Here is a 24,119-nt window from a genome sequence, read left to right on the forward strand (position 1 = left end):
CAAATTAACGAAATAAATAGGGAATAGAAGAAAGTGGTTTTTATTAAATGAGAAAAGCCTAGCCACCTATATATTTGCACAAAATAATTGTAATGCAAAAAAAGATTCAAATAGCCCCTTCTATACTTTCAGCAGATTTCTCTCAATTGGGCGATGACATCCGACTGGTAGAAAAAGGAGGAGCTGACATCATACACTACGATGTGATGGACGGTCACTTCGTCCCCAACATCACGATAGGGCCACTCGTACTCAACAGCATCCGAAAAATCACCAAACTACCTATAGACGTACATCTGATGATCAACCATGCTGATAATTACATCCCAGAATTTGCAAAAGCGGGAGCAGACTGGATCAGCGTACATGTGGAAGCCTGTCCTCACCTACACCGTACGATTCAGCTGATCAAGAGTCTAGACAAAAGAGCGGGTGTGGTCTTGAATCCGCACACTCCTCTGTCTGCCATTGAAGACATACTGCCTGATGTAGATTTTGTATTGATCATGTCGGTAAATCCTGGTTTCGGAGGACAAAGTTTGATCAAAGCCTGTCTAGACAAAATCGCAAGATTGAAAAACCTATTGATCCAAAAAAATCTAGAACACATCGAAATTGAGATCGATGGAGGTGTCAAATTGGACAACATCCAATCTGTAATAGATGCTGGCACAGACATCATCGTGTCTGGATCGGGCATTTTCAACACACCAGATCCAATAGCGACCATTCATCAAATGAAGCGTCTCTAAAACGAAAACAACAAACAGCCTAGCCAATTTAAAAAGTAAAAGTCTTTAAAATTGCGTTTTAAAATTTAGCACATGAGTACGGAAAAGGAATCGCTCAATTTCATTGAGCAAATGATAGAAAAGGATATTGCTGAGGGCAAAAACGAATCTCGCGTACACACGCGATTCCCACCCGAACCCAATGGCTACCTACACATTGGTCATGCCAAATCTATATGTCTCAATTTTGGAATTGCCGAAAAATACAAAGGGCTTTGTAACCTTCGCTTTGACGACACCAATCCAGAAAAAGAAGAAACTGAATACGTAGACTCTATCAAAGAAGACATCAAGTGGTTAGGATTTGATTGGGGAGACAGAGAATATTATGCCTCTGATTACTTCGACCAGCTCTATGATTTCGCAGTGAAGCTAATCAAAGATGGCAAAGCCTACATCGACGATCAATCTGCAGAAGTGATCTCAGAACAAAGAGGAACACCAAGTCAACCAGGCAAAGCTAGTCCACACAGAGAACGTCCTGTAGAAGAAAGTCTCAGCATCTTCGAAGACATGAAAGCTGGTAAATACGATGAAGGCACTGTCGTACTCAGAGCCAAAATCGACATGAGTTCTCCCATCATGCAAATGAGAGACCCTGTCATCTACCGAATCAAAAAAATGGCACATCACCGTACTGGAGACAAGTGGTGCATCTACCCTACCTATGACTTTGCCCACGGACAGTCTGACTCTATCGAAGGAATCACACACTCCCTGTGTACCTTGGAGTTTGCAGCACACAGACCTCTCTACAACTGGTTCATTGGCAATCTGGGTATTTTCCCATCTGAGCAGACTGAGTTTGCTAGGTTGAATTTGGGCTATACGATCGTGAGCAAAAGAAAACTCCGAGAACTGGTAGAAGAAGGACATGTAGATGGCTGGGACGATCCAAGAATGCCCACCATCTCAGGCATCCGTAGACGTGGCTACACGCCAGAATCGATCCGAAGCTTCGCTGACAAAATCGGGGTGGCCAAAAGAAACGGCATCAGTGACGTAGCGCTCCTAGAGTTCAGTGTCAGAGAGGATTTAAATAAGAAAGCCAACAGAGTCCTAGGTGTGCTCGATCCAGTAAAATTGATCATCACCAACTATCCCGATGGACAAACCGAGCTACTAGATGCTATCAACAACCCTGAAGATGAGTCAGCTGGCAAGCGTCAGATACCATTCTCCAAAGAGATTTATATCGAGCGTGACGACTTTATGGAAGAGCCACCCAACAAGTTTTTCCGTTTAGGACCAGACAGAGAAGTTCGTCTCAAATATGCCTACATCGTGAAATGCACGGGATTCAAAAAAAATCATGCAGGAGCAATCGAAGAAATCTATGCAGAGTATGATCCCGCCACCAAAAGTGGTCAAGACACCACAGGCAAGAAGGTGAAAGGAACACTCGGATGGGTAGATGCACAAGCTGGTATCCCTGCCGAAGTAAGACTATACGACAGATTGTTCAAAACAGAAAACCTCAACAACATCGAGGATGATTACAGAAATCACTTGAATCCTGATTCTCTGACAATCATGGACCAAGCAATCGTTGAGCCATCAGTGGGTAACATGACGCCAGGTACGCAGTTTCAGTTCGAGCGGATGGGGTATTTCATCATTGATAAAAAATCTGACTCCAGTAAATTGACCATCAATAGAACCGTCACTTTACGAGACAACTGGGCAAAACAAAATGGATAATAGGTATTTCGTTTGATCAAAATGGGTACGCTCATTGAGAAAAAGGAATCCCTGCTCCTATACACAAAACTGGCGCACACTTGCAATGTGCGCCTTTTTATTACATCTTAGTCAAGAAAAAACCATGATAGCATTGAAAAACAAGTGGATCTTAGTGACAGGCGCTTCCTCAGGTTTGGGATTAGAAATGGCCAAATTACTGGCATCTAAGCATCAAGCCAACTTGATCCTTGTGGCGCGTAGAGCAGACAGACTTGCTGCACTCAAAACCGAAATCCTCGCTACATCGGACATCCAAATAGAAACGCTAGTGGCAGACTTGTCACAGGAAGCAGAAACTACCAAAGTCATTAATCTATGCTTGTCTATGCCAGAATTCGGAGGAGCGATACTCAATGCTGGCATGACCTACCTTGGCGAACACGCACGGATCACCGATGAGAAAATCTCCCAAATCCTTCAGCTCAATGTCATCAGTACCACAACACTGGCAACACATTTTGTCCGTCACTTCGAGCAAAACGGAAACCAAGGCAATCTCATGGTCATCTCCAGTTTGGCAGCACACTACCCTACGCCCTATCAAGCACTCTACTCGGGTACCAAAGGTTACCTCACCAACTTCCTCAACAGCATCGCACTAGAAGTCCGCAATCCAAGACTCAAGCTAAGTGTCTTCAGTCCAGGAGGCATCGTCACAGAGATGACTGCCGACGACAACTTCAAAACACTACAAAGATGGCTTATGCCCGTTCATCTAGCGACCCGAGAAGCCATCCATTGCTTCGTATCTGGCAAGCACAACTATGTCCCTGGCATATCTAATCGCATTGCTTTCGCCTTTATGAAAGTATTGCCCCTGAGATTAATCACCGTCATTTTGGGTAAGCAGTATCGCAAGGCGTTGAGATTGTAAGGAATTTTAGTCGTGCAAAATAGCGATGCAATCGCCTTGCGCGCTCCTCCTCATTGCAAATAAAGATTAGTTATAAAAAAAGCGAACCACCAGAGGCAGTTCGCTTTTCATAAAGTTTCTTATTTTCTTATGATGAGTAGTTGCTCAGCATCACTGGCATCACTAGCATCAATAAATCTTCGTTTTCGTCACTATCTACTGGGAAGATCAAACCTGCTTTGTTTGGCTCGGAAAACTTCATCGTGACTTGTGTCGCGTCGATATTGGCCAACATTTCGATCAAAAACTTACCATTGAATCCAATTTCGATGTCTCCACCATCATGATCACATGACAATCTTTCGTTTGCCTCATTAGAGAAGTCCAAATCTTCAGATGAAATCACCAATTCACTACCCGCTATTTTCAGTCTTACTTGATGTGTAGTTTTGTTGGCGTAGATAGCGATTCTTTTGAGCGAACCCAAAAGCTCTAATCTATCAATCGTCATAGCATTCTCGTTGTTGGACGGAATCACGTTTTCATAATCTGGAAAACGCTCATCAATCAATCTACATACCATACGGATACCATCAAACTTAAAGAACGCATTGGACACATTGTACTCCACATTGACATTGGTGTTGGCCGATGGCAATGTTGTGCGAAGGAGCGTCAAAGCCTTTCTTGGGATGATCATACTTGCACCTGCATCAGAGGCAATATCTACTCGACGGTACCTAATCAATCTATGTCCATCGGTTGCTACAAAAGTCGTATTGGTATCGGACAGATTCAAATACACACCCGTCATAGCAGGTCTCAACTCATCATTGCTGGTCGCAAGGATCGTATTGTTGATCGCATTGCCCAATACATGAGATGAAATATTGACCGCACTACCGTCGGATACAGTCGGCACCTTAGGAAAATCTGTTGCATTCTCTCCTGACAACTTGTAGCGACCATTATCAGAATTAATCTCAATACTGTAGGTATTCTCATCAATACTGAATGTCACTGGTTGCTCTGGAAGATTTCGGAGTGTCTCCAACAATATTTTAGAAGGAACAGCAATGTTGCCGTTCTCTTTTGCTTCTACCTCTAGCTCAGTGATGATCGAAGTTTGCAAATCAGAAGCAGTGATTGTCAATTTTCCGTCTGCAATTTCAAAAAGAAAGTTTTCCAGAATTGGCACCACGGGATTGGTAGTAATAACCCCATTGATAGCTGCCAATTGCTTCAATAAGTAGGAGGATGAAACAATGAATTTCATTTGCTATTGGTATTTATTAATGTTCTAAGTAATATGAAAACGCGAGAAGACACTCTCTCGGATTTGAGCCAAAGTTAATGATAAAATCCAAATAAAAAACCCCTAAATTGATTGTTGTGTGCGGTTGATAATCGAAAGTCGATGGTCAATCGACAAGAGTCCATCATTAACTTGTCGACAGTCGATCGTTAACTGTCAAAGATTCAATTTGTACTCAAATTGATCTGGTGTCACCAGCAACTTTTGGATGCGGTTTTGATCGACTACAATCATGTCTCCTTTGCGATCTGAAAGCAAGTAAAAGCGCTCTCCTGCAATTTTAGGGTACACATCCAGCTCGCGGTTTTTGTCTAAGTCAATGTCTCTGATAGACAAGTGCGCCAATGGCTCGGTTTTGAGCAAGCTGTCATACCTAGGAAATTCTCCAGCTTTTAAATAATCATTGAGTTGAAACCCTTCTAGTGAATTGATGTAAGAGGTCAAAACTGCAGTATCTATCTTTTGTATTTGATCGACCGTAAAAAAGCGATCTTTGAAACGAATCTCTAGATCTGACCCATCTGCATATGCTATTTGCAAAGATTGCAAAGATCGAAAGTTGGAATTGAACAACAATCTATCCCTCCATTGATTGGCTGTCAATTCAAAAATCCCGGAGACGTAATTACTATACCCAGGTATCCCTACCAAATAGACATTTTGCAAATCAGCATCTCCGAAATAAGACTGTGTTTTTTGCAAATTCCCTCCAGCATAAAACACACGATCATGTCCATCCATCGTGATGGTGATTTTCTGTCCAGACTCCAACAATTGCTTTCTGACCTCATCAATATTGAGCTGACTGATGGGGCGGAGCACACTCACTTGGCTCAAAACAGACTCGCTGATCTGTATCAGCGAAGGATCTATCGCCATAGAATCATTGAGCGTCCAACGTTGTCCGTCTCTTTGTACGCTGATATCCTGAACCTTGGACTGGATGTGAATCGCTGAGATCGCGGCTGTGTCCTCTATCACAAAGATGCTGCGATCAAAAGATCCTTGCACTCCCTTGCCATCCCATATCCACAAGGAAAGAGAAAAGGCTACCAACACCACCAACGTACCGATCAGTTTTTGAATCTTTGTCATTTGAAGTTAGCGTATTTCTTTTTTCTCAAATAAACCCTCAACGCACCGTACAAAATCAACAGCAGGATCGGCAGGACAAGGTTCAATAATTGCCATCTGAGCTTCTGATCCCCAATTTTCACTTTGTCTAGAGGACGAATTTTAATCTCTTTGCTCTTTGAGGTAATGACACCTTCTTCGTTGAGCATATAGTCTAGCGTATTTAGGACAAAGTCTGCATTGGCAAATTTCTGCTGGTTATAGGGATTCAAACCCAGTTCCAGAGGCTCACCAGATTGAAGATCAAATTCGTTGCGAATCATATCTCCATCGGCACAGACCAAGATCATAGCATCCTTGCCATCTGCAACAAAGGTTGATTTGTCTGCATCACTCGGCAAAATCCTATTTTTAAACATAGAGGTAAAATCACCCTTCAGAAGATAAGCTACCACCTGTGATCCAGCATTGAAACGCTTGGGATCCAAATTCTTTTGCAGCTCATTGAACGAAACCTTAACTGGTGAAGAAGAAACCAACGAATAGGCTGAAGTCATCAACAAAGGAGTCTTGACCACACCTACCGCTTTGACGGTATCTATCGTGGATACAAAACGCATTTGGATTCCATCCAGATTTTTAGTGATCGGGTGGTCTCCAAAGGTATTGATAGTCGGAAAGAAAGGCCAAGGCAGCATCCGAATCTGTGGTTGGTCTCCTGTCATACCAGCAACTATCGGAAACTCCCCACTGTACACATCTTGTACAAAGTTTCGGTTGATTCTCACCCCATATTTGAACAGCATATCATCCAATCCCAACTCATACGGGAAAGCAAAAGTCCCCTCCCCTGAGGCACTGTCCATGTTGACTCGCAACGCATCAATGAAAAAAAGTGCTTTACCACCATTCATGATGTACTGATCTAATAGATACTTTTCTCTGTCATCAAATACCGTGGTAGGTTTGGGTAAAATGATGGCGTCATACAGAGACAAATCCTTGGTTCTCTCTGGTAACTTTACTTTGAACACATTGTACTTGGCAGTCAACGCTCCAGTCAGACCCGCCAGATTCAATGAATCAGGCTCATCATGACCTACAATCAATCCTATGTTCTTTTTGACATCCGTCGAAAGCAAACGAACCGCCGAAATCAGCTCGTACTCAATCCCTTCGATAGATTGATTGAGCTGCTCTTCAGCACTCGCTCCTTGATTTCCCCTGAGTAGAAGGACGGGTACCTCCTGACCATAGTAGGAGACAATAGCTCCTGGAAATATCAGTTTTTCGGTTTTGTTTCCGTCTCGCGTGTAGTTCAAATTCGTAGGCTGTAATCCACGCTGCATCAACGATCGGAAGTACTCATTTTTCGCCTTGCTTGATTTGGCGATGGATGGATCTTTGAAGCTGTACTTAACATTACCCTCCGAATAATACGCTAATTGATCCAAAGTCTCTTTGATCGCCTTTTGCAAACGCTTGAACCCTGCCGGCATCTCTCCTTCTAAAAAAACCTCAACATAAACTGGTTCATTGAGACTCTCCAATACTTCGATGCTGGCATCAGAGATGGAGTAGCGTTTCTCCTCTGTCAAATCAATACGCATCGGGAAACGAGCCACCAATTGATTGAGTATGACCAAAATCATAACACCAATGGCAAACTGCAATATATTGACTAGTCTATTCATCCCCATTTCCTAGCATCTAAACACAACTTGGTCAACAACAACATCGCAGCAATCACACTGATAAAATAAACAATATCACTCATATCGATCAGGCCTCTACTCAACGCACCGTAGTGAAACACCATGCTCATCTGCTGCAATACCAAAGCCTCTCCTCCCCAAATATCAATGGTCGCCAATGACTCCAATCCAGAGTACAGGACAAAGCAGAAAAAAACCGCCAACACAAATGCAACAACCTGATTGTCTGTAATCGAGGAAGACAAAACCCCAATGCTCACAAACACTCCACCCAAAAGTAGCAAACCAATATAAGATCCAATGGTTCCAGAAATATCCAAATTACCAACAGGCTGCCCAAGCTGATAAACTGATAGAAAGTACAACAACGTAGGCAAGACTGAGAGCAGCACCAAGACAAACCCCGCAAAGTATTTGCCTAGAATCACGTCCATGTGGGTCATCGGACGGGTAAAGAGCAACTCATTGGTCCCCGTTCTTTTTTCCTCCGCAAAGAAGCGCATCGTGATAGCCGGTATCAAAAACATGAAAACATAAGGCCCCAAATTGAATAAAGTGCTCATGTCTGCATAACCGTACTCCAACACACTGCTTTCAGGAAAAACCCACATCAGCAGTCCAATGGTCGTCAAGAAAACAGCAATCACGATGTAGGCGATCAGGCTGTTCAAAAAACTGTTGATTTCTTTGATGAATACCGCGTACATTATACCTCTTTGGTTAGTTCGTGGAAAATATCTTCGAGTGAATCCCCTTGCTCTTGCAGACCAACCAGCGGCAGGTTCTTTTCGGCAGCCTGTTTGAATATCGCACTACGTGCTTCTTCGCTGTTGCTAGTTTGGATTCTATAAATCCCCTTGTCCAGCCGCTGAACCACCGACAATGACTCGATAGATTCCAGAATGGTGATATCGATGTCTTCTTTGAAATCAATCTGAATCACAACTTCACTTTTCAATCCCTTCGAAAACTCCACAATGGTTTTGTCGGCAATAATTTTGCCTTTGTTGATCAATACTACGCGATCACAGAGTGCCTGTACCTCTTGCATGATGTGAGATGAAAAAATGACCGTCTTGTCTTTGGACACCTGCTTGATCAACTTACGAATCTCCAAAATCTGATTAGGATCCAAGCCCGTGGTGGGTTCATCCAAGATCAGCACCTCTGGATCGTGCAACAGTGCTTGCGCCAATCCCACACGCTGACGATAGCCTTTGGACAACTGTCCTAATTTCTTGTTTTGCTCCAAGGTCAATCCACACTGTGAGATGACTTCTTTGATTCTGTGAGCACGGGATTGAGTTGGGAGTTGATAAGTTTGGGCAGAAAATGCCAAAAACTCATGTACATACATGTCCAAATACAGCGGATTGTGCTCTGGGAGATAGCCTATTTTGCGCTGTGCCTCCAATGTCTGCGTAGCGATATCTAGACCTGAAATAGTCACTTGTCCGGCACTGGCCATAAGGTATCCGGTAGCAATTTTCATAGTAGTAGATTTCCCAGCTCCATTGGGTCCCAAGAAACCGAGAATCTCTCCTTTGTTGGCTGTAAATGAAATCTCATCTACCGCTTTTTGCTGGCCATATACTTTGGTGAGTTGATGTACTATGATCGACAAAATGGGACGTTTAAATATTCTTACTTAGAAAATTGAACACAAAACTATCATTGAAAATGACAATTACATGGAAACAGGATGATAAACTTTTATTTAGACCTCAGATTCATAGACCCAAGAGTCAAGAAAAAACATCAATCCTTTACCCTTCATCCTGAGCGATCAATTCTTTGATGATGTGAGTCATCGCAGGCTGCGCCTTCATGGCTGCTGCGATGATATCAGCGATATTGACTTTCTCAATGTGTCCTGGATAACACAGGTCTGTCAATACAGAAATAGCAAAGACAGGGAGTGACATTTGTCGCGCGACTATGTTTTCTGGGACTGTAGACATGCCTACCGCATCCGCACCGATGATTCTCAAAAACTTGTACTCCGCCCGGGTTTCTAGATTAGGACCATTGACACCTACATAGACGCCACGATGTAGCCTGGTATCGAGTTTTTCACCAATTTTCATCGCTCTTTCTACCAAACTCAGATCGTAGGGCTCGCTCATGTCAGGGAAGCGATCCCCCATTTCGTCGATATTTTTCCCTACCAAAGGATTTTCGGTCTGTAGATTGATATGGTCTTCGATCACCATCAGATCACTCTTCTGAAATTCAGGATTCAAAGCCCCTGCTGCATTGGAAATGAACAGTTTTTTGATTCCCAGCATTTTCATCACCCGAACTGGGAAGGTCACTTGCTTCATGTTATAACCTTCGTAGTAATGGAAACGTCCCTTCATTGTGACCACTTTCTTTCCTCCCAAAAAACCAAAAATCAACTGCCCTGTATGAAACTCCACCGTTGATAGTGGGAAATGAGGTATCTCCTCGTAGTTGATTGTTTGGACAATCTCCATCTCATCAACCAATGCTCCCAGTCCCGTCCCGAGAATGATGCCATAGTCCGGCACAAATTCCGTTTGTGCTGTGATATAAGAGACACTTTGCTTGATTTTATTATATTCCTCCATTTCCTCCATGATTATTCTCAACATCAAACTGACAGATTATAAGAACTTTTTGATGCCTGCGTTTGTGCTGCGAATATAAAGAGGAAATAAAAACATCTGATCAAACCAGCTCAAGCCACTCCGAAAAAGAGCAGGTTTCGGTTGGCTGGTTGAAAAGGTCAAGATTAATTCTGCGATTTCACAAGGTTCAAATGAGAATAGGAACTTGTCTTGTCTTAGTGTGGAATATCTTCTAATTTGCAATAGCATTTCCAACCGACAGTTTCAAACCACATAATCAATTAAAATGAATCATTGCCTAGTCGCATTACTGTTAGTTCTATGTTCATCACTGTCTCTGGCTCAAACCATTCATCCCTCCAGCTCTGATCCAGGATGTTGTAGTGAAAAAACTTCCCTACCATATACTTACAACCCAGAGGACAACAAAGTCCTCCTGCAACTTTACGTAACCAACAACAGCTCAGAAAAGGAGGTGTTTTATGAAGGGAAATACGACCCATGGAAAGACAACAAAAAGAATCATCTCTACGAGCAGGTTTATATGATTCCGCCGGGGAGCTTGCCTATCTCTGAAGGCAAATTCATGGATCAAACAGAGGTTGCCAACATTCACTACCAAGAGTTTCTTTTCTATATCACTAAGGACTCAGCCAAATATCTTGACAAAGAATACATGCCTCAATTGGACAATAAATTCAAGTCCAAATACTTTCTAAACCCTGAATTTTACTTCTACCCAGTAGTAGGAGTCACTCACCAAAATGCCCAAGCATACTGCGAATGGCGAGCCAAAGTACTCAACGTAGGACTCAAGGATATGCTCAAAAATCAAGTCAAAAAATACAAGTATGCGGGTAGGCTACCCTCAGAAGAGGAGTGGAAAAAAATCGCAGGTAATGTAGAGGAAGAAGTAAATTCAAGATTATACAACTTCGGAAAGAAAGAATGGTCATTTTTTGAGGAGGATATCGTAGCTAATCGATTTGCGCCAAGCTCTATCCTGTCAAGAGTTGATTATGAGGGCTACACTCAAAATTTCTTGGTGCAAGACCCTATGAGTTTGGATATTGAAATACCCTTCTATATCTATAGTTTCAGTCACAACACACTTGGCTTCTACAATTTTTACGGCAATGTAAAAGAACTAGTCGCTGAAGGATATGCTATTGGTGGAAGTTTTCAAACATCCTTCTCAGCAGACGAACTCTTTGATCACGATGAGGTACAGGCCTACCGTACCGATGTGGGATTTAGATGCTTGACCGAAATAGCTAGAAGAAGATAAGCATCCATCCATTTACGATCCTAAGCTACCTTTTCCAATAGAGAATTGAGGGTTTTCAATCGTCTGTTGTTATCCTTTTTGTGGTTGGAGAGTATGAACTTGTGGATATCACTGTTGCTATTTTCTAATACTCTGCTGCACGCCTTGCTAAGATCTAATTCGCTCTGTCGACACAGATTCAGAATCTCTTCACGATTGGCACGTTGGACATGTTCTATTGCCGAAAATCCTGCCTTTTCGATCATTTTCTGTACCCCTAGGTGGGTGTGAAAATAATCCCAGGTAAACTGATAGGCACGGTAGATTTCTACTGACTGAAGCTCTTTCTTTCGGGCGCTTTCGTGCAGAATAGACCTGATATGAGAATCCTCTATGTGTAAAAAGGCAAGCTCATAGATGCGTCTTGTGATGACCAATTGTGCAATCAACTCTTCAATGTCCGACAGTTCCTGATGTTGTTGTATTTTCATGATTTTGGTTTTCAATTTCAATAAATGATTTCATCAAACGGGACAAGGTAAAAGAGTCAAGAAACCTGTTTCTGGCATCTTGACTCTTATGCTGGTTGATTAAGAAAATGTGGCAACTTTCTTTACTTTGTCCAGAACTTCTTTGCCATTCTGAGCTTGTTTTTCTATGGTTTCATTCAAAATGCTTTTGGCCTCAGCCAGCTTTTTGGTAGCTGCTTGTTCCAATGACTTTTTGGTGATATCATACTCTTTAGACAATTTCTCCCTAGATTTTTTTCCAGCTCTAGGTGCGGTCAAATAACCTGTAGCAAGTCCTGCTGCTGCGCCTCCAATGAGGGCGATCATTACTTTTGATATACTATTCATGTTCTTAGATTTTGGTGAATAAGTCCTGATACTTTCAGAACATTTACATTTTTGGGTATTGTTGCTTAATTTTTACTTGAAAAAGCTGTCAACATCCAGTGATTTTTCTCTGTCTGCTTGACAAAACCTTTTACCATATCTTCTGTCCCACTGTCGCCATTGTCGGCAGCTTTTTCGAGGAGATTGGACATGTGATCCAATAGCGTTTCATAATCCTTGAGTATCTCTGCGACCATGTCCATCGACGACAAATCACTGCCGCATTCTTTGATTTCTGAAACATCCAGATACTCGCGCATGGTACTCAATGGCGTCTGACCAAAAACTCTGATCCGCTCAGCTATGTCGTCGATTGCGACCTTGGCATAATTGTATTGTTCTTCGAACTTCTCATGGACATCAAAGAAATCAGCTCCTTTGACATTCCAATGAAAATTTCTAAGTTTCTGATAATGAACACTGTAGTTTGCCAGTAGTTTGTTCATCGCATCGATCAACTCGACTGTCTCCATTGCTGAGTATCCAAGTCTCTTGTAGGTTCTCTTCTTCGTTTCTATACTATCTAACATTGTTTTCTACTTTAGGGTTTTACAATCTGTTCATTCCGAAAAGGATACCCAACCAGACCATGTTAAGGGAGGATTGGTTTTCACAACCCTGTGTCCGATTGGGTATCATATATTTTCAAATTACGATTCTGTGACATCAGCCCAAGCTTCTGCCAACTCAGATTTGATTTCTTTCATATTGGACTTGAGGTTGGCCACCGCTCTGTCGGCCTCAGTTTTGACCTCTGACCAATTTTCTTCTGCTGAGTTATTAACCGATTCCATGGTCTCCTCTAGTTTTGCCTTTTGCATCTCTAGGTTGGCTTTGGCTTCTTCTAGATTTCTCTCGATAGGCCCTTCATTGACATTCAATTTGTCCTCGATATCATCGATAGCATCATCGATTTCATTTTTGGTTTCTTCCAGACTTTCATTCAGTTCTTCTTTTTGTTGTCTGAAATCATCTTTTATCGAATTTTCGGACACTGAGTCATTGGATGACTCTTTGGATTCTTTGGGAGTACATGAGGTCACAAACAGGATCATCATCACTGCAAAAAATCCTGTGATGCTTGCCATGCTAAATACGGTTTCAATTGTCTTTTTCATCGTTGTAATATTTGGTTATGCCACTATCCTTGAAAAAAGAGTGCCAAGTCTCCCATTCAACTAAAAAGCACTTTTTGATCACAAAACATGTAGGGATACCTCATCAACTGTGGAATAAAATCCACAAGCTGTTGATGTAAATCGTGGCACACTGCGGATTTCAAAACGGTACAGTTTTTTCCTCTATGTATAGGAATCAAAACATCATAGTCATGAAAGACATCAACATCAGAGACGAACACAGTGTAAAGACCATTCATCCCAAAATGAGGCTTTTGAAAAAGAAGATGAAAAAAGGAGTCCCATTGGAGTTGTTCTTCAAAAAGGGCCATGGGATGAAAACCATCATGGACAAGACAGGTAGGTTAATGGATTTCAAAGGTGTTTTTGTGATCAGTTCCATGGATGATTCTTTTCTTTTGGCTGGGATTTCCGACAGGGTATTGACGGACATTCAGCACCTGACGAGATCTACACGAAAAAAAGATCAAATTGTCCTAGACAAAATCACCCAACATTTCGGATTCCATACGGTGATGACAGGTCAACGATTTTTGCGTTCTATGACCGTATCATGGCTAGAGATTGCCAGTGAGGCAGATAGGTTTCTCTTTGGTAGAGCGTTGAGTAGAGTTTCTTCTTTGGTGATTAGGTGAGTTCACTATGAGTCGTTCACACTGCGCTAAACACTTCTGAACTGATTCAAAATCCAGTAGACAAATGCACTGAGAATCATGTACCTATTCCATTTCAGCCAGACGAATAGATCCTTTCCAAAGCTCTGCAACACCCTATCCCAAAAAATCTACCATGTGCTAGGGTAATTAGCTATGGCAATTTTGAAAAACTGGCTAATCACCAAAAAGTGTTTGTCTGGATCAGGCACTCCCTTTGGCTCAACTCTGCGTCTTAAAAGTAATATAGAACGACGTACCTGCTCCCACTTCGCTTTCTGCTTCGATACGTCCCTTGTGGCTATGTATGATGTTTTGAACCGTGGTGAGTCCCAATCCCGTGCCTTCCTTCTTCCCAGTAAAATAGGGTTGAAACAAATTGCTCAACTCCTGACTGGTCATCCCCTTGCCATTGTCTGAGATTTCCAAAATGACGTAATTGTCCTCTCTGTAGGTAAACACTTGGAGCTTGCCTAGTTCTGCCTCCATGGCTTCAATTGCATTGATAAACATATTGAGCAAGGCGACCTTGAATTGATCTCCATCGAGTGGGATATCTGGCAAATCCGACGCGTATTCCTCCACAACAGCCATGTTCTTCAGTTTCAATCGGTCTTTTACCAAATCGAGAGACTCCTTGACAAGTGCATTGAGTGACTGTTTGACGGGACTCAATTCCTTCGGCTTGGATGAATTGAGCAAATCGGTGATCAATTTGCCTATTCGCTCTGCGTTGCGTGATATGATGTCAAAATACAAATTAGCATCTTCAACATCCGCAGGAATCTCTTCTTTGAGCTGCTCCAACGCCAAAGTAAGGTTGGTCAGAGGGTTGCGCACTTCGTGAGCAATCGTCCGTGCGATTTTACCTGTCATGGCGAGTTTTTCTGCTTGAACCAGTTCACGACTTGCTTGTCTTCTTTTTGTCAAATCTCGGATCACGGCTAGATAAGTCAGGTTGCCTTCTTCATCTCTGATCGATACACAATTGATCAAGCAATAGCGTTTTCGTTTCCATTTATCCAAGAGCACCAGTTCCATTTCTTCTACTTTTTGCTGCGCTCTCAATTCCTCTTTGAACAGCATAAAATCAGTCTCCTTAAAAAAGAGATTGCTGACTTTCATCGCTTTCAGCTCCTCCTTGAGGTGTCCAAACAAGTGCTGCAAAGACTGGTTTGTCTCGACAAAACCATAGGATTCGTCCATCAACAAAATGGCATCAATGGATTCCTCAAAGAGACGCTGGTATTTTCTTTCCTTGATTTTGGCATCCAACACAGCGGATTTGAAATGCGAAATATCTTCAAAAGAAACCGTAAATCCATCATCTAGCTTGATAGCAGCGATCTTGAACCATTTATGAATATTCTCTCCAGAATAATACTGCTCAAAAGTACCCACCTCTCCTGTTTCTACCACTTGTACATAGCGATCAAACAAACCCGTCTCCTTGTTGGTCGGCAAGAGATCCAACATCCGTGATCCTACAAGTGCCGCAGCTGGTTTGCCAACAATCTGTACTGCCACATCATTAACGAATAACCATTCAAAATCAATGATCTGACCTGTTTGATTCCTTACAGACTTGAAAGTCATGATACCGAGAAAAGAAGTATCAAGAATACTTTTGAGAAGACCGTCTGCAAATTGCTTTTCTCCTGATGGGTTGTTTTCGAACATGTGATTAGGGATAGATGATCATTGATCAGGTTTGGATGTCGTACTGGCTCAACTTGTTGTAGAGAGTTTTTCTATCCACATCTAAGAGCTCTGCGGTTTTGGTTTTGTTGTTCTTGGTTTGCTTTAGTACTTCGAGGATTGCTCGCTTTTCTGCTTCTTGGGTTACTGCCTTGAGACTAATGGGCTTGCTCACATCTATGGGCATATCCAAACCAATATCGACAGTCAAATCTGGCTCGATGATCTCTGCTGGAAGGCACGATGTATTGATCAATTTTCCTTGACACAACAATACTGATCGTTTCACCACATTTCCTAATTCCCGCAAGTTTCCATACCAATAGTATGACTTAAAAATCTCCAGCACTTGCTCATCAAAACCTTCAACTGTTTTGCCCAACTGCTGATTGGACTGCTGCAAAAAGTACTTGGCAAAATACACCACATCTACAGGTCTCGCTCTGAGCGGAGATAGCTCTATCCTAAATTCATTGAGTCGGTGATAGATATCTTCTCTGAACTCACCAGACTCTACGGCCTGTTTTAGGTTCTCATTGGTAGCCACAACTACACGCACGTCTACTTTGATGTCCTTTACTCCTCCTACCTTCTTGATAGTTTGCTCCTGCAAGACTCGTAGCAATTTGATTTGATTCTCATAGGTCAGATTGCCTATTTCATCCAAAAACAGTGTGCCACCGTTGGCTTGCTCAAAGCACCCTTTCTTTTCGGCAATGGCGCCTGTAAAGGCCCCTTTCTCATGTCCAAACAACTCACTGGCAGCCAACTCTTGAGGCAAGGCACCACAATCAATCGCGACAAAGGGTTGGGCAGCTCTTTTACTCTTGGCATGGATGGCCTTCGCTACGTACTCCTTGCCTGTACCTGTCTCTCCGAGAATAATCACAGACATGTCAGTGGGGGCTATCAGATCAATGTGCTTTTGGATGGCTTTGGATTGTGGACTGAGTCCAATGACATATTCTTGGTTGGGTTGTGAGGTCGTCGCAATTCCCTTTTTAGCAGGTGTAGGCTGAGATTTAGCACCCAAGGCGCGCTGTGCTGTCAGCAAAATCTCATCAGGATAGAGAGGTTTGGTGACATAATCAAAAGCTCCTTTTTTCAAGGCTTCTACCGCAATCCGCACGTCAGAATAACCCGTGATGATAATTACTTGAGTCTTAGGATTGATAATCTTGATCTTTTGTAATATCTCCAGTCCCGAATAGTCAGGTAGCTTGAAATCACAAATAACCAGGTCAACAGGGTTTTTCTTAAGAAAACTGAGCGCCAGCTCGCCATTGGTCACCGTCTCTACTTCATACCCCTTTTTGCTAAAGTATCTTTTCAGCAGAGTGCAGATGTCTTGTTCATCATCTACTACTAGTATCTTTTCCATGTTTGGTTGTTTTCTGTTACTTCAAATCCTCAATAGCGTCCACAACCTGCTTCTTGGTGAAGGGCTTTTTGATAAAAAGATCGACGTTCATTTCTTTGGCTTGGTTGATCTCATAAATACCGTCATGCGCACTGATGACAACTACTTTGGAATCAATCTCTTGCTTTCTGATACTCGGGATCAAATCAAACCCACTCCCATCTGGCAGGTTCAGATCCAGAAAATATACCTCATAGGGGTGTTCATTGATTTTGTACTGTGCCTTCTCGATGCGACTGACATACTCGACCTCCAAGCCTTCACTTTGCAAAAACTTGGAAACCATCCAGCCGATATCCTCTTCGTCATCTACTATTAGTGCTCTCATCTCTTGTCTCTTCACCTTCCGTGTAATTTACTTCCTCGACAATTTACCTGATTTGAATCTCTTTATCAACCTATCAGGCGGTTTACCCATTATCCTCTACCACTTCCTCTCGCTTCTACCCGTATTTTCTTTTTCACTGTGTATCAAAACACACACGAAATTGTCTCCCTGGCCTAAAATACTGTCAGGCTAGGGAGACAATTTCATCTTGACTGATTAGGAAGTCAGACTCCTCGGCCGCTAATCAATCTAAATAGAATAGCGATAATTGCCAGTACAAGCAGCACATGGATCAGCCCACCTACACTGTAAACAAAAAAGCCGAGCAACCAGCCTATGATCAAAATAACTGCGATTAAATACAATAGATTACTCATGATATGAATGTTTTGGTTCGACAATAGATTAGAAAAGTCTGTGCCAAACAGAAAAACAGAGCCTCAGAGCACTTTTTGGTGCATCCACTGAGGATGAGTCTCACCTATTGGGGAAATAATTCTACAATCAATCCTCATGATTCCCCTATACTTGGCATGGATAGGGGATTGATTTGTCAAGTTGGAAAAATTAGAAATTGTATGGAGATACAATTCACGTTGAAAATATGCTCAATCTATGACATCATCGCTGCGCTGCAGGAGGATGTGTTGTACTCATCAGAAATGTATCAACCCAAAGGATTGCGCAGCAAGATCAAGCTGTGCTGCTTGGCTTTGTAGTGGTTGTAGATCAGGAGGTGTTTCGGCTCGGTGTGGTGTCCCTTTCTGATCATCTCCATCGGGAGTTTAGCCTGAGCAAAAATCTGGGTAGACAGCCATAGTGCAAAACCAGTTGCTGTGGGGTATTCTCCCACGAGATTCTTGAATGTATAGACTGTGTTGTCTGTAAATTCACCCATCATCAAATCCGAGTACCAATCATCCGTTCTCTGGTCGCCATTCATACCAAGTAGCAAGGCAACTTCTTTCGATTTTACTCCATGCTCCGTCAAGACTGCTTGGATTTTGGCTGAGACTTCCTCCTTCGTCGCGAAACTTATTTGATCTATAGAAAGAATATGGGCCATGGCATCCTTGGGATCATTGTCCATGACAAACATCGCACTCCCCTCGCCTTTGACTGTCCCGTCTGTGTGAGAATCGAGCAGATCAGCGGACGCACTTTCGCCAGTCTTGAACCATCCAGCCTGCAAATCCATGTTGTAGTTGTGATCAGAAATCTCTTCAAAAGCTCCCACCAGCAATAATTTAGCCTTCTTCTCCTCAAAAAGCATCATGGCATCCAACAGCGCCACTTCAAATGCCAATCCGTAGTTGACATGGGTGATGTTGTAACCTATATTTTCAGACATCAGTGCGAGACTCCCAGCTACAGAATTGGGCGTACTTTGTACAAAATTGGTAGGAGTCAAGGTTCCTTCCTCATACTCCAATATCTGCTGTAAGAATTTGAAGCTGTCATCAATTCCACCATTGGCAGTTCCTAGGATGATACCATCGAGTGGTGGCTGACCTTTCAATGTCATCAAACCAGCACCGACACCCATCCTCACGGCCTTATTCATCCTACGGAGCAAGCTTCTTGGAATCATATCTCCATAATTTGGTTCCACAGCAAAGTACTTATTCCCCTGATGCTGTTCTATTTCCTTGGCAGAAAATGAATCGTCAAACGAATACTGTGGTGAAAAAGCTATGGCTGCTTTGATGTACATGGTTAATCGACTTTTCTAAAGACCAAAGAAGTGCAATTTCCTCCAAAACCGAAAGAATTGGACAACACCGTCCGAATGTTTTCACCAGATTGATAGGTTGTAATCGGCAATTGATTGACGGGCTGTATCGCTTCATGACAATGAAGACTCGGATACAATTCGCCGTATTTGATACTCAACAGACTGTAAATCGCCTCGATCCCACCAGCTGCCGCCAAGGTATGACCTGTATAGCTTTTGGTGGAGTTAAAAGGAGGAATAGGCTTAAAAAGCTTGTCAAAACCTGTAACTTCTGTCAGGTCATTGTTGCTTGTGGCTGTACCGTGGGCGTTTATATAATCTACTGCCTCAGCAGCTATGCCCGCCTCATCCATGGCGGCTTGCATCGCGGCAATCACCCCGATGGCGTCTTCCGAAAGTGACGAAGCGTGGTAGGCATCATTGCTATTCCCATAGCCAGCTACCTCTCCATATATCTTCTTCCCTAGCACCACCTCCTCAGATTCCAAGACCAGATACGCTGCTCCTTCTCCCAGATTCAATCCCTTTCGATTTTCATCAAAAGGCTGACAAATCTCGTCAGAGAGGATTTGCAAGGAATTGAAACCATTGACAGTAAACTTGGCCAAACTATCTGCACCCCCTACGATCATTCGCTTGGCACGACCCGATTTGATCAGTCGCGCACCGAGCATGATGGCATTGGCAGATGAGGAACAGGCAGTATTGATCGTATCTGTAAACCCCTTGATCCGAAAGTACCCTGTCAAGCGCAAAGCATGTGAGCAGTAGTCATAGGATTCTAAAAATTCATCTGTTTCGGCACGTAGCATTCCATCTTGATACACGCGATCTGTCAAAACCATCCCTCCTACCGTGCTCCCAGAAATCAACCCTGTATCTACATGAGACAATTCATCGGGTTGTAGTCCTGCATCTTGCACGGCTTCCTCAAAGGCTTTGAAGGCGATCAAGTCTGTGCGCGTCAGTCCGCTCAGGTCAGTGATAGATAATTGCTGAGCGATTTGCTCGTCCGACAATTGAACCTCCCCAAAAGGGTGGCTTGCTGTGTATTGGGAGGAAAAATATTGAGAATTCTTGCTTAAACCTGTTTGACCCTTGATCAAGTTTGCGCGGTTTTCAGCAACATTGTTACCAATAGCTGAGATGATACCCATCCCGGTAACATACACCTTCGTCATACTTTGGAGGAATTGGCTATGATATAATCCGCCATGACATTGACATCTACCAGTATTTTTCTTCCTTCATTAGGGTTTTTGATTTTGATTCCATATTCTCTTTCGAGCAATACGACCATTTCGATAGAATCAATTGAATCCAAGCCTAATTCTGGCCCGAATAGGGGTTCATCATCCTTGATATCCTCTGGCTTGAGATCCATTAGATTCAGGTATTGTATAATTTTTTCTTTCAACTCCAGTTTGAGTGTATCCTTATCCATGATTGTAATATTAAAGTAACTTCTCTGACCTCAGTCGGCTCAAGGTAATGACTTGGCAAACCAACACAAAAGCCGTGATGTACACAATGATAGGAAAGAGTTCTTTCCAACTACCTCCCTTTAAAAATAAAATATAGAAGCCTTCGAGACACCAATGCAGAGGTGAAATCACCGTGATCATCTGCATATAGTCAGGCATCACAAAGGTCGGTACCCAGATCCCTCCGATGGCACCAAAAATAATAACAGATACCGCACCGATCCCAATGCACTGCTCCATTGTCCTAGAAATCGTGCCAACCATCAGCGAAAAACTGACCGCCGCGACACTAGATAGCACCACTACTACTGCAAAAGCGCCAAAAGCATCGGGTAACACCAAAATCGGTAAATCCAAGAATGGAAAAACCATCATACTGACACCAAAAATCATCACTATCTGCAAAATTGCCACGCCCACATAGACGAGCAATTTACCAAACAATACCATCACAAAACTGGAGGGCATGGTTTTCAACCTCATAAAACTGCCATTTACTCGCTCTTTGACAACATTGGCTCCCAAGGAAATCACCATAAAAAACATGGCAAACAAAGTCCAAGCTGGCACATTATGCTGTGTCGAATTGGGTAATATATCTTTATCAGAGTGTGAGGCCGTATGCTTGATGATACGTGTCTGATTCATCAGCATTTGCTGGGTGATGGCTTCATCATCGTATTCTTGCTCCATCAGTGCATAGACCGATTTGATCATCAGCTTATTTTCCAGTACCGCCAGATAGGACATCAGCATGCGCGAGATAGACTCGGAAAAATTCTCTTGCAATACAGGATCTTTGTAAAAATGAAGTTCTGTTGCCAACACTTTCTGCTTGCCATCATACTCCATCACGCCCAATTGAGACATCATGGTACTGCTGACATGTCCCGCTTTCATCTCCATGCTCTGACTAAATCCCTCGGGGATATATAGTGCCGTCAAAATGTCGTCATTCATCAGTGTCTTCTCCAAGCTGACACTGTCCAGTTGGTTGTCTTGCTCGATAACAAAGAACCCAGATTGCCCAAGCAACTTGAGCAATTTATCTCCTTGCGCTCCTTGGTCATGATTGGACACAATCATGCTGAGCTTGTTTTCATTGACAATCTTATAAGCACTGTCTTGAATGATCGTGATGATAAAGACCAACAAAAGAGGCATAGCAAACATCACTGTCAAGCCCAGTTTGTCGCTCAACAGAATGATGAATTCTTTTCGTATGGATGCATAGAACTTGTGCATATTAATTGCGGTACTCCTCCCCAGTCAAACTAATAAATAGTGAATGCAAATCGTCAGCTTGATGATCCTTCATCAACTCTTCTGTTTTGCCCTGTGCCACGATCGTTCCATGATCGATTAGCATCAATTCCTGACAAAACTCTTGTGCCTCATTCATGTGATGTGAGGTGTAAATGATGGTCGTACCTTGTTCATTGAGTTCGTTGAGGAAGCGAATGATGGCATGTTTGCTCTGGACATCAACCCCTACGGTCGGCTCGTCTAAAAATAAAATCACGGGATCATGGATAATCCCAATGGCCAAGTTGACCCGACGTTTCATTCCTCCAGAGAAATCTCTCACCCTCTTGTGTGCTACCTCCGATAGACCCAATACAGCAAGCAATTCTTCACTTCTTTGCTTGATTCGTACTGGTTTCATATTGTACAGTGCACCGAAATAAGCCAAATTCTGAAGTGGTGTCATCTCATCATACATAGCATACTCCTGAGGTACAAAACCAATAATCGACTTGCGGTCTCTACCAATGATCTCTTCTCCTGTGGTGGAATAATATTTTAGACTCCCCTTGCTAGCTTCCAAAAAACCGCAAAGAATAGAAATCAACGTGGTTTTGCCTGCGCCATTTGGTCCCAGAAGCCCATATTTCGTCCCCGAATCTATTCGCAGATTAATATTGCTCAAACTATCACCCGATGCTTTGGGGTAACGTTTGTACAAATCTGCTATCTCGATATGGGAAATAGCCAACATTATTTCAATTTGATTTTACTCAACTTGGTAAAAGTCTCCTTCTCCTTGGCATAAATCTCCAGCATCATGTCGGCGGTCTGATCAAAATCCTTTTGCTCGGTGATTCTGCCTTTGTAGATACCTGCCATCTGCACGGCAGTATTTCTCCACATGTCGCCTGCCGCAGTGATGTCTTCTGAGATACCGATCAACTGGTCATTTTTTAGGATATCGGCTGCCTGCTCCAAAAACGCCCCATAGATAAAACGAAATCCTCCGCCACCTGTACCAATCTCCTCTTGCATACGTACGACTTGGCCTAGGTACAAACCCGCCTTTCTTACGCCCAATTTATCCCTCCATTTTCGCACTTTTCCTGCCGTATATTTGATACCTGACACGCCTGCGATGCTACCTGGTATTTTGAGCATGTCTCGCACATTTCTTTTAATTCCTGTCACGACTGCCTTTCTTAGCAGTTCGTCGCTCACTTCTCCTATGGATTCAGGATAGTAAATATGACCGCTTGGCGCCAAAGCACCTTTGGCAAATCTCACCTTGTTCAATTCCTCTGCAGTCAAGCGATTGACGCCTTCCATGACAGGGTCACTGACGAGGTATTCACCATTTTCATAGCCATATACTATCAAGTTGTGGGCATTGAAATGAAAACGGTATTCTTTGGGAAAATAAGGCAAATGAAAGACGCCGACTTGACAACCCACAGGTTTACCTTCATCGATAATTTTCCTAAGATAATCATCTGCGGCCTCTTCTGATCTGAATTTCTTCCGCTTGATCTTCACATTCAATGCCTTGGCGGTGCGCTGAAAAATAGCACCAGGCATCGTCCGAAATGACAAAGCTGGTCCACCATTGACTTGCATAAACGGGATATGGATGTAAAACAATCCAGAACCGATACCGAAAGCCAAGGGTTCGTTCATGAAATCTACACCATGGTGTTGAAACAAGCTGGTCGTTACGCCATTTTCACAATGCGCCGATTGTATGTGTTTAAATTCGTTGATCACGATAGGTCAGGGGATTTTAATTCTTCGATAGTAATATCAAACGCTTTGGCATACTTAGCCAATTTTTGCTCACTCAGTTTTTTGAACACACTAGGTTTGAAATGTCTTTTGACTGTAAACGACCAAAATCCAGTGTAGCCTGTGATGGTAGGCATATCCATGAGGCATTTCTCTTTGAAATAATAGACAGGGCTTTTCTCCCCGTTCAATACAGCTTGTTTCGCCTCCTCTATTTTTTCATTGACATCATCCCATGCATTGTCAAGCGCATCTTTCTTTACGTTCCAGCCTTGACTGAGTGCAGATGTATATTTACCATCATCATCTTTGGCGTAAACTACTTCTCTCAATACATTTTTGAGTGCACTTTCATCTTGTGGAATGTCTTCTTTTTTCATGTTGCTT

26 protein-coding genes are annotated in these 24,119 nt (G+C 42.7%); 5 read left to right on the top strand and 21 right to left on the bottom strand.

The features are described 5' to 3' along the window. Nucleotides 1–92 precede the first annotated feature (92 nt). The 3 genes from rpe (at nucleotide 93) to N6H18_RS00835 (ending at nucleotide 3,408) form a co-directional block, all read left to right on the top strand. On the top strand, nucleotides 93–752 hold the full coding sequence (gene rpe, locus N6H18_RS00825; protein ID WP_262309954.1) for a ribulose-phosphate 3-epimerase: 660 nt from the start codon (nucleotides 93–95) through the stop codon (nucleotides 750–752). Nucleotides 753–824: 72 nt separating this feature from the next. Continuing rightward, complete coding sequence (locus tag N6H18_RS00830; protein ID WP_262309955.1) at nucleotides 825–2,492, top strand: glutamine--tRNA ligase/YqeY domain fusion protein; 1,668 nt, start codon at nucleotides 825–827, stop codon at nucleotides 2,490–2,492. A 124-nt stretch (nucleotides 2,493–2,616) separates the two neighbouring features. Continuing rightward, a complete protein-coding gene (locus N6H18_RS00835; protein WP_262309956.1) occupies nucleotides 2,617–3,408 on the top strand; it encodes an SDR family NAD(P)-dependent oxidoreductase in 792 nt (263 codons plus the stop codon). A gap of 127 nt (nucleotides 3,409–3,535) precedes the next feature. Here N6H18_RS00835 and dnaN read toward each other — a convergent pair whose 3' ends face one another. From dnaN to N6H18_RS00865, 6 genes are all read right to left on the bottom strand, one after another. Continuing rightward, nucleotides 3,536–4,663 (bottom strand): DNA polymerase III subunit beta, encoded by a 1,128-nt coding sequence (gene dnaN, locus N6H18_RS00840; protein WP_262309957.1) that lies wholly within the window; start codon nucleotides 4,661–4,663, stop codon nucleotides 3,536–3,538. Nucleotides 4,664–4,858: 195 nt separating this feature from the next. Further along, nucleotides 4,859–5,797 (bottom strand): DUF4340 domain-containing protein, encoded by a 939-nt coding sequence (locus tag N6H18_RS00845; RefSeq protein ID WP_262309958.1) that lies wholly within the window; start codon nucleotides 5,795–5,797, stop codon nucleotides 4,859–4,861. Then, complete coding sequence (gene gldG, locus N6H18_RS00850; protein WP_262309959.1) at nucleotides 5,794–7,470, bottom strand: gliding motility-associated ABC transporter substrate-binding protein GldG; 1,677 nt, start codon at nucleotides 7,468–7,470, stop codon at nucleotides 5,794–5,796. Before gldG ends, N6H18_RS00845 begins: the two co-directional genes overlap by 4 nt. After that, complete coding sequence (gene gldF, locus N6H18_RS00855) at nucleotides 7,467–8,198, bottom strand: gliding motility-associated ABC transporter permease subunit GldF (RefSeq protein ID WP_262309960.1); 732 nt, start codon at nucleotides 8,196–8,198, stop codon at nucleotides 7,467–7,469. Before gldF ends, gldG begins: the two co-directional genes overlap by 4 nt. Continuing rightward, nucleotides 8,198–9,115 carry a gliding motility-associated ABC transporter ATP-binding subunit GldA gene (gldA, locus tag N6H18_RS00860; protein WP_262309961.1) on the bottom strand — a complete coding sequence of 306 codons (918 nt, stop codon included), beginning with the start codon at nucleotides 9,113–9,115 and terminating at the stop codon, nucleotides 8,198–8,200. Before gldA ends, gldF begins: the two co-directional genes overlap by 1 nt. A 142-nt stretch (nucleotides 9,116–9,257) precedes the next feature. Further along, nucleotides 9,258–10,106, bottom strand: coding sequence for a purine-nucleoside phosphorylase (locus tag N6H18_RS00865; RefSeq protein ID WP_262309962.1), 849 nt, complete (start codon nucleotides 10,104–10,106; stop codon nucleotides 9,258–9,260). Nucleotides 10,107–10,368: 262 nt separating this feature from the next. Here N6H18_RS00865 and N6H18_RS00870 point away from each other — a divergent pair, with 262 nt between their 5' ends. Further along, complete coding sequence (locus N6H18_RS00870; RefSeq protein ID WP_262309963.1) at nucleotides 10,369–11,370, top strand: formylglycine-generating enzyme family protein; 1,002 nt, start codon at nucleotides 10,369–10,371, stop codon at nucleotides 11,368–11,370. 20 nt (nucleotides 11,371–11,390) lie between these two features. On the opposite strand, the gene N6H18_RS00875 is transcribed toward N6H18_RS00870, so the two are convergent. From N6H18_RS00875 to N6H18_RS00890, 4 genes are all read right to left on the bottom strand, one after another. Continuing rightward, nucleotides 11,391–11,840: a hypothetical protein gene (locus tag N6H18_RS00875; RefSeq protein WP_262309964.1), complete on the bottom strand. Its 450-nt coding sequence runs from the start codon at nucleotides 11,838–11,840 to the stop codon at nucleotides 11,391–11,393. Between the two features lie 99 nt (nucleotides 11,841–11,939). Next, complete coding sequence (locus N6H18_RS00880) at nucleotides 11,940–12,206, bottom strand: YtxH domain-containing protein (protein ID WP_262309965.1); 267 nt, start codon at nucleotides 12,204–12,206, stop codon at nucleotides 11,940–11,942. 65 nt (nucleotides 12,207–12,271) lie between these two features. Continuing rightward, nucleotides 12,272–12,775 carry a Dps family protein gene (locus N6H18_RS00885; protein ID WP_262309966.1) on the bottom strand — a complete coding sequence of 168 codons (504 nt, stop codon included), beginning with the start codon at nucleotides 12,773–12,775 and terminating at the stop codon, nucleotides 12,272–12,274. 120 nt (nucleotides 12,776–12,895) lie between these two features. After that, nucleotides 12,896–13,363, bottom strand: a complete 468-nt coding sequence (locus N6H18_RS00890; protein WP_262309967.1) for a hypothetical protein — start codon at nucleotides 13,361–13,363, stop codon at nucleotides 12,896–12,898. Nucleotides 13,364–13,575: 212 nt separating this feature from the next. On the opposite strand from N6H18_RS00890, the gene N6H18_RS00895 reads away from it, so the two are divergent. Beyond that, nucleotides 13,576–14,019, top strand: coding sequence for a hypothetical protein (locus N6H18_RS00895; protein WP_262309968.1), 444 nt, complete (start codon nucleotides 13,576–13,578; stop codon nucleotides 14,017–14,019). A gap of 240 nt (nucleotides 14,020–14,259) precedes the next feature. Here the strand turns inward: N6H18_RS00895 and N6H18_RS00900 are convergent, their stop codons facing one another. From N6H18_RS00900 to N6H18_RS00950, 11 genes are all read right to left on the bottom strand, one after another. Further along, nucleotides 14,260–15,717: an ATP-binding protein gene (locus N6H18_RS00900; protein ID WP_262309969.1), complete on the bottom strand. Its 1,458-nt coding sequence runs from the start codon at nucleotides 15,715–15,717 to the stop codon at nucleotides 14,260–14,262. Nucleotides 15,718–15,742: 25 nt separating this feature from the next. Further along, nucleotides 15,743–17,116, bottom strand: coding sequence for a sigma-54-dependent transcriptional regulator (locus N6H18_RS00905; RefSeq protein ID WP_262309970.1), 1,374 nt, complete (start codon nucleotides 17,114–17,116; stop codon nucleotides 15,743–15,745). Nucleotides 17,117–17,132: 16 nt separating this feature from the next. Next, on the bottom strand, nucleotides 17,133–17,483 hold the full coding sequence (locus N6H18_RS00910; RefSeq protein WP_262309971.1) for a response regulator: 351 nt from the start codon (nucleotides 17,481–17,483) through the stop codon (nucleotides 17,133–17,135). A 224-nt stretch (nucleotides 17,484–17,707) separates the two neighbouring features. Next, nucleotides 17,708–17,860, bottom strand: coding sequence for a lmo0937 family membrane protein (locus N6H18_RS00915; RefSeq protein WP_262309972.1), 153 nt, complete (start codon nucleotides 17,858–17,860; stop codon nucleotides 17,708–17,710). 290 nt (nucleotides 17,861–18,150) lie between these two features. Beyond that, complete coding sequence (locus N6H18_RS00920) at nucleotides 18,151–19,197, bottom strand: beta-ketoacyl synthase chain length factor (protein ID WP_262309973.1); 1,047 nt, start codon at nucleotides 19,195–19,197, stop codon at nucleotides 18,151–18,153. A gap of 2 nt (nucleotides 19,198–19,199) precedes the next feature. Continuing rightward, nucleotides 19,200–20,399, bottom strand: a complete 1,200-nt coding sequence (locus tag N6H18_RS00925) for a beta-ketoacyl-[acyl-carrier-protein] synthase family protein (protein WP_262309974.1) — start codon at nucleotides 20,397–20,399, stop codon at nucleotides 19,200–19,202. Then, on the bottom strand, nucleotides 20,396–20,662 hold the full coding sequence (locus N6H18_RS00930) for a phosphopantetheine-binding protein (RefSeq protein ID WP_262309975.1): 267 nt from the start codon (nucleotides 20,660–20,662) through the stop codon (nucleotides 20,396–20,398). Before N6H18_RS00930 ends, N6H18_RS00925 begins: the two co-directional genes overlap by 4 nt. Before the next feature lie 10 nt (nucleotides 20,663–20,672). Beyond that, the gene (locus N6H18_RS00935; protein WP_262309976.1) at nucleotides 20,673–21,947 is read right to left on the bottom strand and encodes an ABC transporter permease; all 1,275 of its coding nucleotides are present in this window, start codon (nucleotides 21,945–21,947) and stop codon (nucleotides 20,673–20,675) included. A 1-nt stretch (nucleotide 21,948) separates the two neighbouring features. Then, nucleotides 21,949–22,701: an ABC transporter ATP-binding protein gene (locus N6H18_RS00940; RefSeq protein WP_262309977.1), complete on the bottom strand. Its 753-nt coding sequence runs from the start codon at nucleotides 22,699–22,701 to the stop codon at nucleotides 21,949–21,951. Then, nucleotides 22,701–23,714 carry a BtrH N-terminal domain-containing protein gene (locus tag N6H18_RS00945; protein ID WP_262309978.1) on the bottom strand — a complete coding sequence of 338 codons (1,014 nt, stop codon included), beginning with the start codon at nucleotides 23,712–23,714 and terminating at the stop codon, nucleotides 22,701–22,703. Before N6H18_RS00945 ends, N6H18_RS00940 begins: the two co-directional genes overlap by 1 nt. Continuing rightward, the gene (locus N6H18_RS00950; protein ID WP_262309979.1) at nucleotides 23,711–24,112 is read right to left on the bottom strand and encodes a hypothetical protein; all 402 of its coding nucleotides are present in this window, start codon (nucleotides 24,110–24,112) and stop codon (nucleotides 23,711–23,713) included. The genes N6H18_RS00945 and N6H18_RS00950 overlap by 4 nt, the downstream gene beginning before the upstream one ends. Nucleotides 24,113–24,119 lie beyond the last annotated feature (7 nt).

This window comes from Reichenbachiella agarivorans (assembly GCF_025502585.1).
Classification (GTDB): domain Bacteria; phylum Bacteroidota; class Bacteroidia; order Cytophagales; family Cyclobacteriaceae; genus Reichenbachiella; species Reichenbachiella agarivorans.